The sequence below is a fragment of the Clostridium sp. AF22-10 genome (assembly GCF_003478725.1).
In the GTDB taxonomy this organism is placed as follows: domain Bacteria; phylum Bacillota; class Clostridia; order Lachnospirales; family Lachnospiraceae; genus Otoolea; species Otoolea fessa.
In genome coordinates, this window is sequence record NZ_QUFZ01000008.1 from 67,768 (window position 1) to 84,178 (window position 16,411).

11 protein-coding genes and 2 pseudogenes are annotated in these 16,411 nt (G+C 49.5%); 5 read left to right on the forward strand and 8 right to left on the reverse strand.

What is annotated here, in order from left to right; all coding sequences use genetic code 11:
- Positions 1 to 5: 5 nt before the first annotated feature.
- The 6 genes and pseudogenes from clpB to DWX91_RS07665 all read right to left on the reverse strand — a co-directional run bounded on the left by clpB (position 6) and on the right by DWX91_RS07665 (position 8,677).
- A complete protein-coding gene (gene clpB, locus DWX91_RS07640; protein WP_118472541.1) occupies positions 6 to 2,597 on the reverse strand; it encodes an ATP-dependent chaperone ClpB in 2,592 nt (863 codons plus the stop codon).
- A gap of 201 nt (positions 2,598 to 2,798) precedes the next feature.
- Entirely contained in the window at positions 2,799 to 3,668 is an 870-nt protein-coding gene (gene aroE, locus DWX91_RS07645) for a shikimate dehydrogenase (protein ID WP_118472540.1), read from the reverse strand.
- A gap of 48 nt (positions 3,669 to 3,716) precedes the next feature.
- Positions 3,717 to 4,496 (reverse strand): shikimate kinase, encoded by a 780-nt coding sequence (locus DWX91_RS07650; protein ID WP_118472539.1) that lies wholly within the window; start codon positions 4,494 to 4,496, stop codon positions 3,717 to 3,719.
- Between the two features lie 145 nt (positions 4,497 to 4,641).
- Positions 4,642 to 5,529 carry a shikimate dehydrogenase gene (locus tag DWX91_RS07655; RefSeq protein ID WP_022358823.1) on the reverse strand — a complete coding sequence of 296 codons (888 nt, stop codon included), beginning with the start codon at positions 5,527 to 5,529 and terminating at the stop codon, positions 4,642 to 4,644.
- Positions 5,530 to 5,628: 99 nt separating this feature from the next.
- Positions 5,629 to 7,648, reverse strand: a pseudogene (locus DWX91_RS17990) (FAD-dependent oxidoreductase).
- 72 nt (positions 7,649 to 7,720) lie between these two features.
- The gene (locus DWX91_RS07665) at positions 7,721 to 8,677 is read right to left on the reverse strand and encodes a LysR family transcriptional regulator (protein WP_118472537.1); all 957 of its coding nucleotides are present in this window, start codon (positions 8,675 to 8,677) and stop codon (positions 7,721 to 7,723) included.
- 458 nt (positions 8,678 to 9,135) lie between these two features.
- Here DWX91_RS07665 and DWX91_RS07670 point away from each other — a divergent pair, with 458 nt between their 5' ends.
- The 5 genes and pseudogenes from DWX91_RS07670 to DWX91_RS07695 all read left to right on the forward strand — a co-directional run bounded on the left by DWX91_RS07670 (position 9,136) and on the right by DWX91_RS07695 (position 14,569).
- Positions 9,136 to 10,350, forward strand: a complete 1,215-nt coding sequence (locus tag DWX91_RS07670; RefSeq protein WP_107001849.1) for an MFS transporter — start codon at positions 9,136 to 9,138, stop codon at positions 10,348 to 10,350.
- 31 nt (positions 10,351 to 10,381) lie between these two features.
- Positions 10,382 to 11,145, forward strand: a pseudogene (gene aroD / locus DWX91_RS07675) (type I 3-dehydroquinate dehydratase).
- 335 nt (positions 11,146 to 11,480) lie between these two features.
- On the forward strand, positions 11,481 to 12,101 hold the full coding sequence (locus DWX91_RS07685; protein WP_118472535.1) for a TRAP transporter small permease: 621 nt from the start codon (positions 11,481 to 11,483) through the stop codon (positions 12,099 to 12,101).
- Positions 12,101 to 13,390: a TRAP transporter large permease gene (locus DWX91_RS07690; protein WP_118538598.1), complete on the forward strand. Its 1,290-nt coding sequence runs from the start codon at positions 12,101 to 12,103 to the stop codon at positions 13,388 to 13,390. The genes DWX91_RS07685 and DWX91_RS07690 overlap by 1 nt, the downstream gene beginning before the upstream one ends.
- A gap of 132 nt (positions 13,391 to 13,522) precedes the next feature.
- Complete coding sequence (locus DWX91_RS07695; RefSeq protein WP_107001903.1) at positions 13,523 to 14,569, forward strand: TRAP transporter substrate-binding protein; 1,047 nt, start codon at positions 13,523 to 13,525, stop codon at positions 14,567 to 14,569.
- Between the two features lie 172 nt (positions 14,570 to 14,741).
- Here DWX91_RS07695 and DWX91_RS07700 read toward each other — a convergent pair whose 3' ends face one another.
- Complete coding sequence (locus DWX91_RS07700; RefSeq protein ID WP_022358832.1) at positions 14,742 to 15,332, reverse strand: 50S ribosomal protein L25; 591 nt, start codon at positions 15,330 to 15,332, stop codon at positions 14,742 to 14,744.
- A 235-nt stretch (positions 15,333 to 15,567) separates the two neighbouring features.
- Positions 15,568 to 16,383, reverse strand: a complete 816-nt coding sequence (locus tag DWX91_RS07705; RefSeq protein WP_118472533.1) for a histidinol-phosphatase — start codon at positions 16,381 to 16,383, stop codon at positions 15,568 to 15,570.
- Positions 16,384 to 16,411: the final 28 nt, after the last annotated feature.

Below are 16,411 nucleotides of genomic sequence, written 5' to 3' on the forward strand. Positions count from 1 at the left end.
TCCGCTTACGCGCTATGGACAGCCGAAGCCGTCAGCTTGCCATCCGAAAGCCCGATCTCTATCGTATCGCCCGCACGGACGCCGTCCGCCAGAATCAGCTTCGCTGCCAGTGTCTCGACGTTCTTCTGCAGGTACCGTTTCAGCGGTCTTGCACCGTAAACCGGATCGTAGCCATTTTCAATGATGAAATCCTTTGCCTCGTCCGTCAGGGCAATCTTTAACTCCTTATCCGCCAGACGTTTGTTGACATCTGCAATCAGAAGCTCAATGATGCCTCCGATGTTGCCTTTCGTCAGCGGCTTAAAGAGAATAATCTCATCCAGACGGTTCAGGAACTCCGGACGGAAGTGAGCTCTCAAGTCATGCATAACGGAGCTTTCCGCCTCCGGCTTGATCTGTCCCTTTTCATCGATGCCGTCCAGCAGATACTGGGAACCGATGTTGGAGGTCATAATCAGGATCGTATTCTTGAAATCGACAGTTTTGCCGGTCGAATCCGTGATACGTCCATCATCCAGAACCTGCAGCAGGACGTTAAATACATCCGGGTGCGCTTTCTCAACCTCATCGAAGAGGACAACGGAATACGGTTTGCGCCGTACTGCCTCGGTCAGCTGACCGCCCTCGTCATATCCGACATATCCTGGCGGCGCTCCGATCAGACGGGAAACGGAATGTTTCTCCATGTATTCACTCATATCGATACGAACCATGTTGTTCTCATCGTCAAACAATGCCTCCGCCAGCGCTTTTGCAAGCTCTGTCTTGCCGACACCGGTCGGACCTAGGAACAGGAACGAACCGATTGGTTTCGTCGGATCCTTGATGCCCGCTTTGGAACGGATAATCGCCTCCGTTACCTTGGTAACGCCCTCATCCTGTCCGATGACACGTTTATGCAGCAGTTCGTCCATATGCAGGGTCTTGCTGCGCTCGCTCTCGGTCAGTTTGGCAACCGGAATACCGGTCCACTTCGAAATAATCCTGGCAATCTCATCCTCGGTGACACTCTCATGTACCAGACTGAGATCCTGATTTTTCACTTTCTCTTCCTCTTCCGCCAACTGTTTCTGCAGTTCCGGCAGCTTGCCGTACTGGAGTTCAGCCGCTTTGTTTAGGTCATATGCCTGCTGCGCTGCCTGAATCTCGCCATTTACATGCTCAATCTCTTCACGCAGTTTGGACAGCTTATCAACGGAAGATTTTTCATTCTCCCACTGGGCTTTCTGGGTCGAAAAGCTGCTCTTGAGCTCTGCCAGTTCTTTCTGCAGTTCTGCCAGGCGATCCTGACTTAAGCGGTCAGTCTCTTTCTTAAGCGCAGCCTCTTCAATCTGCAGCTGCATGATACGTCTCGACAGTTCATCCAGCTCCGCCGGCATTGAATCCATCTCCGTCTTGATCATCGCGCACGCTTCATCAACCAGATCGATCGCCTTATCCGGAAGGAAACGATCCGTGATATAACGATCCGAGAGAATTGCCGCCGATACAAGCGCAGAGTCGGTAATCTTGACCCCGTGGTAAACCTCATATCTCTCTTTCAGACCACGCAGAATGGAAATCGTATCTTCCACGGTCGGCTCATCAACGTGAACCGGCTGGAAACGACGTTCCAGAGCTGCGTCTTTTTCGATGTATTTACGGTACTCATCCAGGGTCGTCGCACCGATACAGTGCAGTTCACCTCTAGCCAGCATAGGCTTCAGCATATTCCCGGCGTCCATCGCGCCCTCGGATTTGCCCGCGCCGACGATCGTATGCAGCTCATCGATAAACAGAATAATCTGTCCCTCGCTCTTCTTGACCTCGTCAAGCACCGCTTTCAGTCTCTCTTCAAACTCGCCGCGGTACTTCGCGCCCGCCATCAGAGCGCCCATATCCAGGGCAAACAATTTCTTGTCCTTCAAGCCCTCCGGGACATCGCCGCGCACGATACGCTGTGCCAGTCCTTCAACAACGGCTGTCTTACCAACGCCAGGTTCACCAATCAGAACCGGGTTGTTTTTCGTCTTTCTGGAGAGAATCATAACCACGTTACGGATCTCACTGTCACGACCGATGACCGGATCGAGCTTCTGATCTCTCGCACGTTCCACCAGATCGTAACCGTACTTATTTAAAGTGTCATACGTTGCCTCCGGATTATCGCTGACGACACGCTGGTTGCCGCGCACAGTCGAAAGCGCCTGCAAAAAGCTCTCTTTCGTGATACCGTAGAGACGGAACAGTTCCTTGACCGCCTTATTCGGCTGTTTTAACATCGCCAGAAATAAGTGCTCGACGGAAACATACTCGTCTCCCATCGCCTTGGCTTCGTCCTCCGCGTTCACCAGCACCTTGTTGGCATCGTTGGAGAAATACACCTGACCGCCGGATACCTTCGGCAGCTTTCCAATCGCCTGCTGCACCTCATCACGGAACTGGTCGCCCGAGATTCCCATCTTTGTTATTAATTTAAAAATCAAGCTGTCTTCCACAGTCAAAAGACTGTACAGCAAATGTTCCTGATCAATCTGCTGGTTTCCATATTCATACGCCAGCTTTTCCGTATTTTGAACGGCTTCCAGAGACTTCTGGGTAAATTTACTGATATTCATAAACCTGCCTCCTTTCGAACAATCTGTGAAAACCTTTTGGTCTCCTTTTGTTCTAGCAGTAATATAACACTTGTTATTAGCACTGTCAAGAGTTGAGTGCTAATAATTTTGTGAATAATTTGTGAAAACATTTTTTTGAAAAACGGCACACCGCATTCTCATCACTAAGTAACGAGAATGCGGTGTGCCGTTCTTCAAATCCTATTTTGTAAAATATTTCTCTTTAATGATCTCCACCGGCATCTGCTGTCCTGTCCAGAGTTCAAAGGATGCAGCTCCCTGATAGAGAAGCATGTACATACCGTTGCTGGTCTTGCAGCCTGCCGCTCTTGCTTCGCGCAGTAAACGGGTCTCCTGAGGATTGTAGATGACATCGAATACGAACAGGTCTTTGTGGAACATCGTTGTATCAGTAATGATTGTGTTGTCTGTCTTCGGAGCCATGCCGACGGAAGTACCATTTACCAGAATCGCGCTGTCTGCGATGGACTGGCGCAGGATCTCCAGATCGGAGTAATCATGCAGGGTTACCTTGCACCCTGTGCGCTCGTTCAGTTTCTTTACAATCTCCTCGGCTCTCGGATAGAACGCGTCCTTGACGTTAAATACGTTAATTTCTGCCACGCCGTCTAAAGCTGCCTGTACAAGAATCGCGGTTGCGGCGCCGCCAGCGCCTAAAAGCGTCATTTTCTTGCCAATGATGTCTACACCATTTTCTGCAACTGCACGCATAAATCCGACGCCATCGGTCGTATAAGCAGTCAGAACACCGTCGTCATTGACAATCGTATTGCAGGCGCCGGAAATCTCGGAAGCCGGTGAAACCTTGTCTGCCAGCTTGCACATGATATTTTTGCCCGGCATCGTGATATTCCAGCCGCGCGCGCCCATCGTCCGCAGTCCCTCAACCGCCTGCGGCATCTTCTCTTCCGGCACATCAAACGCCAGATATGTATAATCCAGCCCCAACTGGCTGCACGCCTCGTTGTGCATCTCCGGCGAAACACTGTGTGCGACCGGGCTTCCCAGTAAACAAAGTAAACCTGTGTGTCCTGTGATATGATTCGACATCTTTTTTCCCCTTTCGTTTTCTCTGTCAGAACTTTCTGAGCAGTCACATTATTTAAACTTCTTCACCTGTGCAATGATCTCCTCGCAGATCTCATTCGCTGATTTTCCATCGGTCGCGATCACAATATCCGCTGCCGCTTCATACGCCGGTCTGCGCTTCTCCATCAGTTCGGAAACATATTCCACTGTCTTATTATTTTCCAGAAGCGGACGGTCATGGTTCTCTTTGACACGCTCCAGAATCGTCTCCGGCTTCGCGGTCAGAAGTATAACCTTGCCGCTCTTTCGCATCTCCTGTACATTGACCTCGCGCATCGCTACGCCGCCGCCGCAGGATACAATCTTGTTCTTCTCGTTTCCTACCTCTTTAAGCAGGTTTGTCTCCTCGTTGCGGAAATATTCCTCGCCGTGCAGATCGAAGATCTCGGAAATGCTCATGTTGTTCTTTTTCGCGATCATTTCATCCATTTCCACCACATCCATCGCAAAGGTATTCTGCAGTGCATTCGAAACGGTGCTCTTTCCGACTCCCATAAATCCGATCAGGAAAATATTGAATCCAAACAACTCATGGGACTGGATCCGTTTGCTCCGGTAGAGGACGCTGTCGTAAACTGCCATGATTGACTTTTTGTATTCATAATCATCCAGCTTCGCAAGCATCTTGCTCTTCTTGCGCTCTTCCTCCTCTGCCTGATAAATCGGAAGTCCGTTTTTCTGTTTATAATTTGTAATCTCCTGGATAATCTGGTAGCGCATCCGCAGGGCATCGATCAGAATCTCGTCGCACATGTCCAAATCATTTCGCAGCTTCTTTAATTCATCCATCTGTCTCATCCTTCTTCACTTGTATTCATTCAAATCACTTTTGCACTTTACATTGAAAGTGTGTTTTATTATTATACCCGAATCAGGATATGAACGCAAGTGCTAATGCGGAATAGCAGGTATAACTGTGGGGGCTATCGTTTAATTAGATTCCCAGCTTCTCCTTCATGTAATCCACCGGTGTTGATTTTCCTGTATACAGTTCAATCGCGATCAGCGCCTGGAACAGCATCATGCTCATTCCGTTGTATACGCGGGTGCAGCCAGCTTCTTTGGCCTGCTTCATCATCACGGTCTCACGCGGTGCATATACTGTATCAGTTACGATCAGATCCTTGCGGAAATAGGACGGATCCGGAATATTGGACAGATCCTCCAGCGGGTGCATACCAACGCCGGTTGCATCACAGAAAATGTCTGCTTCGTGCATTTTCTCTTTTAAGAGTGCCAGATCGCCCAGGTCATGCATCTCGGCCTTGCAGTTAGAGTTCTTGTTGATGATATCAACGATCTCCTCGCCGCGTGCATAGAATTTATCTTTGATATTGAAGATATGCAGCTCTGCAATGCCGTCCAGTGCGCCGCGTACTGCGATAGCGGTTGCTGCACCGCCAGTACCGATGAGAACCATCTTCATTCCCTTGAAATCAATGCCTTCTTCCTTGATTCCCTGCCAGTAGCCCATACCGTCAGTGTTGTAACCCTTCAGGTATCCGGTTACATTGCCGTCTTTGTCACGGGTGTTGACTACAGTGTTGATCGCACCGCACAGCTTTGCAGCCTCGTCTACCTCATCCAGATATTTGTGAACGACGGTCTTGTTCGGCATGGAGATGTTGGAACCCAGCATCTTCAGCGCACGGATACTCTCAACCGCTGCTTCCAGGGTATCGTTGTCTACCTCGAACGCAAGCTGGATAACATCGTCGCCATTCTTGTCATAGGCAAGGTTGTGGGTAGTCGGAGACTGTGTATGACGGATCGGGTAAGCCATTAATCCTACTAATTCGGTATGTCCTGTAATGTTTGGCATGATAATTTCCTCTTTTCTTCTCTATTTTTTATAATTAAATAAAACGATATTATTCGTTCAGCGAACAGTCAGAATCTTTCAAATGCAATATTCAATTCCCTACTCCAATGGTGCCAGCTCTAAAAATCCTCTCGCTTCCAGCACGTTCAGAATCGCACGTCCTTCCATCGTTCCCTCCATGATACGGCGGGCGCGGACGGAGTCTCCGATCGGGTAAATGAAGGTATCTGTGTTGTCAAATGCCTCTTCGAGCTGTGCCAGAATCGGATTGTTGGCGCGCATTCCCAGGCAGTTGAAACCGAGTTCAAAGTTCAGATCCTCGATCGTGCCATCCGGCAGCTTCACGGTAAATGCGTTCTCTTTGACTTCCTGCAGCGCAGTATTCACATACTCTTTCACACCGTATTTATCGTGTGTCTCACGCATGGAACATTTCGTAATCGGATCTGCCATCATGCCAATCTGCGGAAGCTATCCACGATGGTACACTCCGCGCCGCGCGGTGCGAAATACTCCACAACATCCAGACCAACGGAGCCGCCGCCGACTACAACCACTTTTTTGCCCTTGCAGAAATCATCCGGGTATTCTCCGGCTTTTACTTTCTGAATCATCTCGAAAATGGTATCGACATGACCGGCTGCGATGTTTTCCTTGAGTCCCTTGATCGGCGGAACGACTGGAACGGAACCGGTTGCGTTGACAATGATATCCGGCTTGAACTGTTTGATCTTGTCCACGGTTGCCTCGCAGTTCAGAAATACATACAGATTTTTCAGTCTCTTCGCACGTGCTTCCAGATATTTCGGGAAGTCTTTCATACGGTTCTTGCTTGGCAGGTCGGAGATAAAGGTGGAAAGTCCGCCTAATTTACCACTCTTTTCTAATAAGAATACGTTGCATCCAACCTCGGCTGCCGTGCAGGCTGCTTCCAGACCGGCTGTACCGCCGCCGACTACAACTACGTTGCAGTTTTTATTGACTTTCAGCTTCTTGTAGATATCGCCCTCCGGAACAGCCGGGTTGACGGTACAGCGGATCGGGCGGTTGACGCCGATTCGGTTGCCCGCACAGCCAACGTTACAGGAGATACATTTACGGAGAATCTCTTCCTCGCCGTTCTGCACCTTGCTGACCCAGTTCGGCTCTGCAATGAGTCCGCGTCCCATGCCGACAATATCGACATCGCCGCTCTCCAATACTTTCTCAACGACCTCCGGATCGCGGTAGTTGCCCGCATTGATAACCGGTTTACCAAATTTATCCTTCACGCTCTTGCCATGTAGGAACGCCAGCCATCCGGCAGGAAGTTCGAGTCAATCTGATACTGTAAGGACGGGTTCAGACCGCAGGATACATCGTACATATCTACGTACTCATCCAGATATTCGAGGTATTCCAGTGTGTCTTCCAGCGTGTTGCCGCCCGGCACGCGCTCTTCCGCAGAGATACGGACGATGATCGGGAACCACGGACCTACATTTTTCCGCACCTCTTCCAGAACCATCTTCGGGAAACGGAGACGATTCTCGACAGAGCCGCCGAATTCATCGGTTCTTTTGTTGTAATACGGGGAAATAAACTGACTCATCAGATAAGAATGACCGCAGTGGATCTCAATCGCATCAAATCCGATCGCCTGTACACGTTTCGCCGCCTCGCCGTATTTTTTTACGGTCGTCAGGATCTCTTCCTTTGTCATCGGACGCGGAATCTCGCCGCCTGCCTTGGTCGGGATATTGGAGGAAGACACCGTCTCCATACCGGTTCTGGCAGAGGATGCAGAAGCACCCGCATGGTTGACCTGAATCGCTACCATCGCGCCATTCTTATGAAGATTCTCGACTAACTGATAGTAACGCGGCATAAAGCTGTCGTGATCGATGCGGATCTGGCTTGTGCCATTGGAACCAACCGGATATTCAATATTGGCATTCTCCAGAATAATCAGACCAGTTCCTCCCTTGGCACGCAGGGAATAATAATTCATATGGCGGTTGCTCATCTCACCGCTCGTCTCGCCATAGTTAGTACCCATCGGCGTCATGGCAACACGGTTTTTGATTGTCATGCGCTTAATGGTAATCGGTTCAAAAATTTTCGGGTATTTGCTCTTCATGATGAAATTCTCCTTCTCCATTGCATGAGAGGCATCCCTGTGTTTGTGACACTTTTATCATAACCGTTTTGCTTAAAAATTAACAATATCTTTCAAGTAAATTTTCAATACGTTTTTGCTATCGGTTTCCCGTTCCGCCTGCAGACCGTCCTGACGCGCCTGCTGTTTCATATATTCAATAAAGCGTTCCACCGCCGGAAGCCGGTAGCGTTCTTTCATCCAGAACATAAAAATCTGGTGATAAATGTCCAGATTTTCAATCGGATGAATGCAGACTCCCGGAGCAAGCTCCAGAATGTCCGTGCGCGGCATCAGTGCGATGCCAAAACTCTCCCGCACCAGCGCGACGATCGAATATTCGTCCGGACACTCCACAATGATGTCCGGCTGGATGTTGTATTTCGCATAGAGTGCGCGGGTGCGCGTCCCCATCCAGGAGTCCTTATCATATCCAATTACCGGATACCGGTTCAGCTCCGCAAATGGAATTCTCTCCCGTTCCGCCAGCGGATGATCCTTCGGTGTGATGATAACAAGCTTCTGGTTCGCCACCGGGAAAAATTCCATGTCATCCTTTTCCAGACAGCCGCCAAAGCCTACATCTAATTCACCCGTTTTTACCTTTTTTGCAATCGCCGGTGTGTGATTCTGCCAGAAATTAAACACAACCTTTTGATTTTCCGGTTGTTCTAAAAAGAGCTTGACCCGGTGCGGGATATAGTGGCCGGCCAGCGGAAACACGTAACCGATGTCGATCTTTCCCCCATCCATCGAAATCTCCCGCATTTTTCCGACCGCGATGTGGCAGTCTGTGAGAATCCGGTCCGCGTACTCCAAAAACATCCTCCCCGCCTTCGTCAGGGTCACCCCGCGTCCTTCTTTTTCAAAGAGCGTCACGCCCAGCTCATTTTCCAGTGATGCCATCGACCGGCTCAGGGATGGCTGTGATATATATAATTCTTCCGCCGCCTGATGATAATTTTCCAGATTCGCTATCTTCTGAAAATATAAAATCTGATTCAATGTCATTCCTAACGTCCCCCGTCTTTATGTATCTTCGTATTAACTCTTCGCAATATCAGCCGTAAATGCATCACACCAAACTTCCATAATCGTTACTGTTCACGCATACGTGCCCAGTAACGGAATTTGCCGTGGCTTCGCATTTAAATACGGCAAATTCCTGCTGCCACCACGTTTTCTTACGGCACTTTCGGTTCCAAAAGTGCCTACCCGTGAGCAGTAACCCATAATCATATTTATAACACATTAATGCTTAAAATGCATTGGTTTTTTGCTATAAAAGTATTAGACTTCGGCTATAATAATTATTAGAATAAAGGCATCAAACGTGTTATTTTTCTAACACTAAAACAGAACTTTTTATATCGGCATCTCCTTTGTGTCTGTGACAGAACATCAGCCATCATCCGCCCGGTTTCCGAAACGGCAGCACGACAGGCGGATCTTGAATTAAGGAGAAAATCATGAACAAGAAATATCTGCCAAGTGCACTTATCATGTACTTAAACTACTTTATCCATGGCGTCGGCTGTTCGATTCTCGGACAGGCAGTCATCAAGGAAGCGCTTGCCGCAGCCTGGGGCGTTGAGGCAATGGCGATCACCGCGATTTCCGCTGCTTTAGGACTCGGGCGTCTGATTGCACTTCCATTTGCCGGACCACTTTCCGACAAACTGGGACGCCGCATCTCAACCGCCATCGGCAGCGCCTCCTACGCGGTTTACCTGATTGGACTTGCTTTCGCTTTCAGCGCCGGACAAAACGGCGGCTATCAAATCGCTTATGTATGTGCAATCATCGGAGGTATCTCCAATTCGTTCCTTGATACCGGTATCTATCCGGCGGTTGCCGAGATTATCAGCAGCGCTCCGGGTGTCGCTACCATGGGAATCAAATTTTTCATTGCGATCGCGCAGATGCTTCTGCCGTTCGTACTCGGTGTTGCTGTGACAACCACCGCCACCGGCATGGTATCTTACAATCCGTTATTTATCGGATGCGGTATTATTTACGCTGTTTTATTTGTACTTATTTTCCTGTTCCCGCTGCCAGATTCTGAGCAGAAGGCAGAGGGCAAATCCGAGGGACTCATCGCCAGCTTAAAACACACAAATTTTTCGTTTGAGTCCATCGCCATGATCGTGATTGGTTTCACCTGCACCGGTACCTTCCAGTTATGGTTAAACTGCGCGCAGAACTTCGCAAAAGAAAATGCAGGCTGGGCGAACCCGTCCATCATGCAGACCTACTATTCCGCAGGTACCCTGATGGCGCTCGTTGTCACCTCCCTGCTGACCCGTAAAATCAAGGATGTACGTTTCATCCTCGTTTACCCGGTTATCTGCCTCGTTACTTTGGTTGCCGTACTCATCGGTCACAGCCAGACCCTTATGATTGCAGGCGCTTTCATCATCGGCTGGGCAGGCGCGGGCGGTCTGTTACAGATTGTAACCTCCGTCTGCAACATGCTGTTCCCGAAGATCAAGGGAACCGTAACCGCACTGGTTATGATTGCTTCTTCCTTATGTAATTACACAATTTTGACTGCCGCTTCCAAAATGGCACCATCCCATGTTATGATAATGAATATCGTACTGACTGCCATCGGCGTTCTCTTGGGACTCTTTGTCAATGCCCGCTACGCGAAAATGGTGTCTCTGGCAGAAAGCGACGAATAAATATTTATTGATAAAATGAAAGGATTCTCTGATTATGAATACTATCAAAGTTAGAAATATCGAAATCGGCTCCGGCACACCGAAGATCATCGTTCCGATCGTAGGCGTTACCAAACAGGAAATCATCGACGAGGCCAAAACGTTTGATTCTATTCCGGTTGATATGGTAGAATGGCGTGTAGACTGGTTCGAAGGTGTCTTTGATTTTGAGAAGGTAGAAGACGTCTTAAAGGAACTGCGTGCCGTTCTCGGCGAGACTCCGATTCTGATGACCTTCCGTACCTCCAAAGAGGGCGGCGAGAAATCCATCGAGCCGGAAGATTACGCAAAGCTGAACATCAAGCAGCTCAGACCGGCTATGTTGATTTCATTGACGTAGAGATCTTTACCGGCGACGCGATTGTAACCAAGATCATCGACGGCGCACATGCGGCTGGCGTGAAAGTCATCGCTTCCAACCATGACTTCCACAAGACGCCGGAGAAATCCGACATCATCTACCGCCTGCGTAAGATGCAGGATATGAATGCAGATATCCCGAAGATCGCAGTTATGCCGCAGAACAAGAAAGATGTTTTAACACTTCTCTCTGCCACTGAGGAAATGACTTCCCTCTATGCGGACCGTCCAATCATTACCATGTCGATGGCTGGCACCGGCGTTATCAGCCGTCTCTGCGGCGAGGTATTTGGTTCTTCCATGACCTTCGGCGCTGCCAAAAAGGCATCCGCACCGGGTCAGATGGGCGTAAAGGAGCTGGAGACTGTACTGGGACTGCTTCACAGTGCGATGTAATATCTGGCTTATCCAGTTATTCGGTTACTGTTCACGCTAACGTGCCCAGTAACTGAATTTGCCGTGGCTTCGCATTTAAATACGGCAAATTCCAGCTGCCACCACGCTATCTTACGGCACTTTCGGTTCCAAAAGTGCCTATATTATACTTTTAGCCACCTATTTTTTTACTCCCGGAAATCCCTGTACCTGCGGGTACGGAGGGATTCTCCGCGAGACACTCAAGACCTGCTACCTCCATCGCAGGTCTATTATTGTTATCAAGCGGCACATCCGTTTTCAAACGTGCCTGCATAAACAGCAACCTATTATCCGTATTTACAAGGGGATTATTCATGAAAAAAACACTTCACTGGCTGGATGAAAACCTGGAAGAATTTCTGCTGGTTGTCATGCTGGCTGCGATGACACTCATTATGGGAATCCAGATATTTTCCCGCTACGCGCTGGGACAGTCTCTGTCCTGGTCCGAGGAGGTTACCCGTTTTCTCTTTATCTGGAGCGGTTTTTTAAGCGTCAGTTATTGCAGCAAAAAATGCCTTTCTATCAAGATCGAACAGTTCGTCGCCGCCTTCCCGCGCAGAGGAAAGGCTCTTTTTAAGGTTGTCAACCACACCTTTGAGCTGATTTTTTTCCTCTATATGATCCCATTTGCATACTCTTACATGATGTCCGCCATTCACAGCGGACAGTTATCCCCCGCCTGCGGGATTCCGATGTACTATATTCAGGCAGCGCCGTTTGTTTCCTTTCTTCTGGTAACATTCCGCATTCTGCAGCGCTGGATCATCGAATTTAAGGTTGCCCGCGGCGAAGATGTCTACGATCCGGCCCACCCGGAGCGCAATACACCGGAATCCTTTATCCATGCAAATGCAGATATGCCGGAAACGGAATCCAATGAAATCGAATCTCTCATCGAGGCAAATACACCATCTGGAAAGGAGGAACACTGATGCCTGCTGCTCTCTTATTTGTTATCTTTGTCGTGCTGCTTGTCATCGCGATCCCGGTATCGATCACGCTCGGTATCGCCTCGGTTCTCCCTTCCGTTTTTGACCCGTCCTTCACGGTCGGCGCTAAGTATCTGATCCGCGCCATATTCGGCGGACTGGATTCTTTTCCCCTGCTCGCCGTGCCGATGTTCGTCTTATCCGGCATCATCATGGCAAAGGGCGGTATTTCCAAGAAACTGTTTGACGTATTCGCCTTCTTTCTTGGCAATTTTACCGCCGGTATGCCATGCGCGGTCATCGTGACCTGCCTCTTCTACGGCGCTATCTCCGGCTCTGCCCCGGCAACCGTCGCAGCCGTCGGAAGCATGACGATCCCGATTTTAAGCGCCCTCGGCTATGACCGGACTTTCTCTACCGCGATCGTGGCAGTCGCAGGCGGTCTGGGCGTTATCATTCCGCCGAGTATCCCGTTTATCATGTACGGCATGGCGTCCGGTGCCTCTGTCAGCAGCCTGTTCTTAGCCGGCGTCATTCCGGGTCTGATGATTGGTCTGCTCCTGATGCTGTATGCCATCTATCACTGCCGACGTTACGGTGAAGATAGAGAAAAAATCCACGCTGAAATCCATCTGCTGCACGAAAAAGGACTGTTCCGGGTGCTGCGCGAAAGCTTTTTCGCTCTCTTAAGCCCGGTCATCATCCTTGGCTGTATCTACAGCGGCATCGCCTCCCCCACGGAAGCAGCAGTTATCTCCGTTTTCTATGCCCTGTTTGTCAGCCTGTTCCTCTACCGGACCATGAAATTCCGGGATATCCCGCCGATTTTTGTGGAAGCGATCCGCACATTCACACCGATCCTCTTTATTCTGGCAGCTTCCACGGCATTTTCCAGAGTCCTGACCCTGATGCAGGTGCCGCAGGCGGTCAGCAGCTTTATCCTGGAGCATTTCAACAGCCCGGTCATGATCCTGCTTGTCATCAACCTGTTCCTGCTTATCGTGGGAATGGTCATGGATACAACCCCGGCGATCCTGATTCTGACCCCGATCCTGCTCCCGATCGTGACAGCGATCAACATGGATCCGGTCCAGTTCGGTGTGATCATGGTTGTCAATCTGGCAATCGGCTTCGTAACCCCGCCGATCGGCGTCAACCTCTTTGTCGCCAGCTCCCTGACCGACGTCCCGATCATGGCGATCGCCAAAAAAGCGATGCCGATGATTGGATTGTTCCTGGTGGCGCTGCTGCTGATTACGTTTATACCGGCTTTGTCGCTGGGATTGTTATAATGCTGAATGGACGCTTGGAAATGTTGAAGTTCTGAAAGATTTCATATAACGACCTGCTTCACGCTTTCAGGCTGTGAATGGAATATTTCACATATGAAATGGATGTTTTTAAATTTGAAAGGATCTCCCATTATGATTTATATTTCAAACCTAGTGTCCCGCCGATGCCGGACTTCTTCCCGATTCGCTGCGGCGCTCATTTCTTCCTCGGTTCTTTTATTCGGTGCCTCGCTCGCGCTGAGCGGCTGCGCCTCCAGCAAGGAAGAACAGCGCTATTCCTGGCCACTGGCGACCGCCAGCCCGGAGGACACGGTAACGCAGCTGTTTGCCGAAAAATTTGCGGAGGAAGTACATGACTTAAGCAACGGCGCAATGCGGATTCAGGTTTACGCCAACTCCACACTCGGCGGTGACCGCGACCTGCTCGAAACGTGCGCGGACGGCGATATCCCGTTTGTCGTGCAGAACACCGCCCCTCAGGTTTCTTTCATGAAGGATCTCGCCGTTTTTGACCTTCCATGCGTCTTTGATTCGCTGGATGACTGCCGCAAAAAGCTGGATGATCCGGATTTTTACAATCTCATCAGCCAGGTGTACACCGACGGCGGTTACCACCTGCTCGGCATGGCAGATCAAGGATTCCGCATCATGAGCACAAATAAACCAGTTTACTCCCTGGCAGATTTCAAAGGGCAGAAAATCCGTACCATGGAAAACAGCTATCATCTCGCATTCTGGAAAGCAATCGGCGCCAATCCGACGCCAATGACCTTCAGCGAGGTGTATATCGGTCTCCAGCAGCACACGATCGACGCGCAGGAGAACCCGTATGAGGTCATCGTCTCCAACCGTCTCTACGAACAGCAGGATTATGTGGTCGAGACGAACCACCTGCCGCATCTGATCTCCTTGATTGTCAATGACGATTTCTTCCAGAACCTGACTCCAGAAGAACAGGAAATCATGACGCAGGCAGCCAAAACCGCGACCGAGTATGCCAGAGAACAGTCCGACGCGCGCATCTTTGACCGTATCGCTACGATCGAAGCGAGCGGCACCGCGATTTTAACTCTCTCGGATGAAACGCGCGATGCCATCCGGGAGGCGGCTGGAAGCGTATATGAGAATATCCGCGAGAATATTGATCCGGAAATTTATGACGCATATATGGAGCCATAACCTCATCCTCTTTTACCGTCTGCAAAAAAAGTTCATACAAAATTCAAAAGCGGATATACCGGCCATCTGGTCAGTACATCCGCCTTTTCTCATGTTTCAATCATTCCGCGAAACTTTTTATCTGCCTTGCGGACAGCATCCCGTTTCGCTTCATCCTGGCACTGCGCTTCAATTATTTAGCTTCTTCTGCGTCAGCCTCTTCATCGGTCTCCGGTACATTGTTGTGAACCGCTGTGACGGTAGCAACTACTGCCTCCAGATCGGTCAGAATATCAATGTCTTTATCTTTTGCGATCGAAAGGTCTTTGACACGAATCGTATCACCAATCTCCATCTCACCAACATCAACTTTGACTTTCTCAACCAGTGCAGCCGGTAATGCACGGTACGATACTTCTTTCAGTACCTCCTGCAGAACGCCAGCTTCTACCTTGTCGTGGTTCTCGAAGATAATCTCAGCAACGGAATGAACCTTCTCATTGCTTACCAGCGCCTGGAAATCTATCTCTACAACCTGATTTGCCATTGCATCATAGTCAACTTCCTTGATCAGGACATCGTAGACTTCACCTTCTACATCCAGCATAATCTGTCCGCCCTTGGTCTCGGTCTTCAGCAGACGATCCACGTCTTTCTTTTCCATCTTAACAGGAATGGAGCCCTGAATCTTCTTACCAAATACGTTGCCTGTTACATAGCCTTCTCTTCTGAGTCTCTTTGCCTTAACATCCATGCTTCTTTTTTCAGCTTTTAAAGTAGTCATTTGTCTTTTCCTCCAAAAATCTGATCTGCGCCTTCCGCACACCCTGTGTGGAAAACACATTGTGCTTAGCAGCCCTCAGCCATGGGGTTTTGTTAAGTATCTATCTCCTTGTTACGGCTCATATTATAGCAGGGTTCTCTGAAAACGATTCACCAAAAATAAAATCATTTCGGCTTTATTTTCAGCATTTTTTAGCTTGAAATTTAGAATTTGTATATTTTTCTTTCTGTCTTTTTTATACAAGAAGTATCTCCCTAAATCCGCCACCCGGTTTCAGGGCACACACACTTTTAAATCCACACGCCACCGCCAGCTCCTGCGCCTGCTTAAACCCATATCCGATCGTGTCGGTACTGTGGCTGTCGGAGTTGATGAGGATACGTCCACCGCAGGCACACAGCTCTTTTAACAGAGCTGCGGACGGGTACGGCGCACTCCGATAGCCGCGGGACATGGCGCCTGTGTTGATCTCAAACGGAATCCCCAGAGTCGCCAGTTTGTGCATCGCCGTGATCGCCGGTTCCAGATAGGCGTCTTTCGTCTCGTCAAAATGTTTATATCCCTCGTTAAATTTTGTCAACAGATCAAAATGTCCGATGAAATCGCATTTTGTCCGGTCATAAATCTGCGCCTCTGCCTCGAAATACTCCCGTGCAAACGCGTACCAGTCACCATGCCACAGCGTCTCGACTGCTTTTACCAGTTTCTCCTCCGTATCATCCACACAAACATACTCGCCATCCTTGATGAGCGCATGGGTCGAGCCGATCGCGTACTCTGCTTTCTGCACCGGTCCCAGTCCATCCAGCTCGATCCCGATATAGAGATTCATCTTTCCCCGGTATTCCTCCCGGAGTTCTTGAAGTTCTTCGGTATACTGGCGAAGCTTCTCGTCGTCCATCCCGAATCCCGGCTCAAACATCGAAAAATCAGCATGTCCTGAAACGCCCAAATCGGTCATTCCCATCCGGTATGCCGCCTCCACCATCTCCCGCGGCGTACTCTTTCCGTCGCAGAACGTGGTGTGGGTGTGAAAATCCGTATGAAGCATCGGTAATCTCCTTTCTTATTTCACTCTG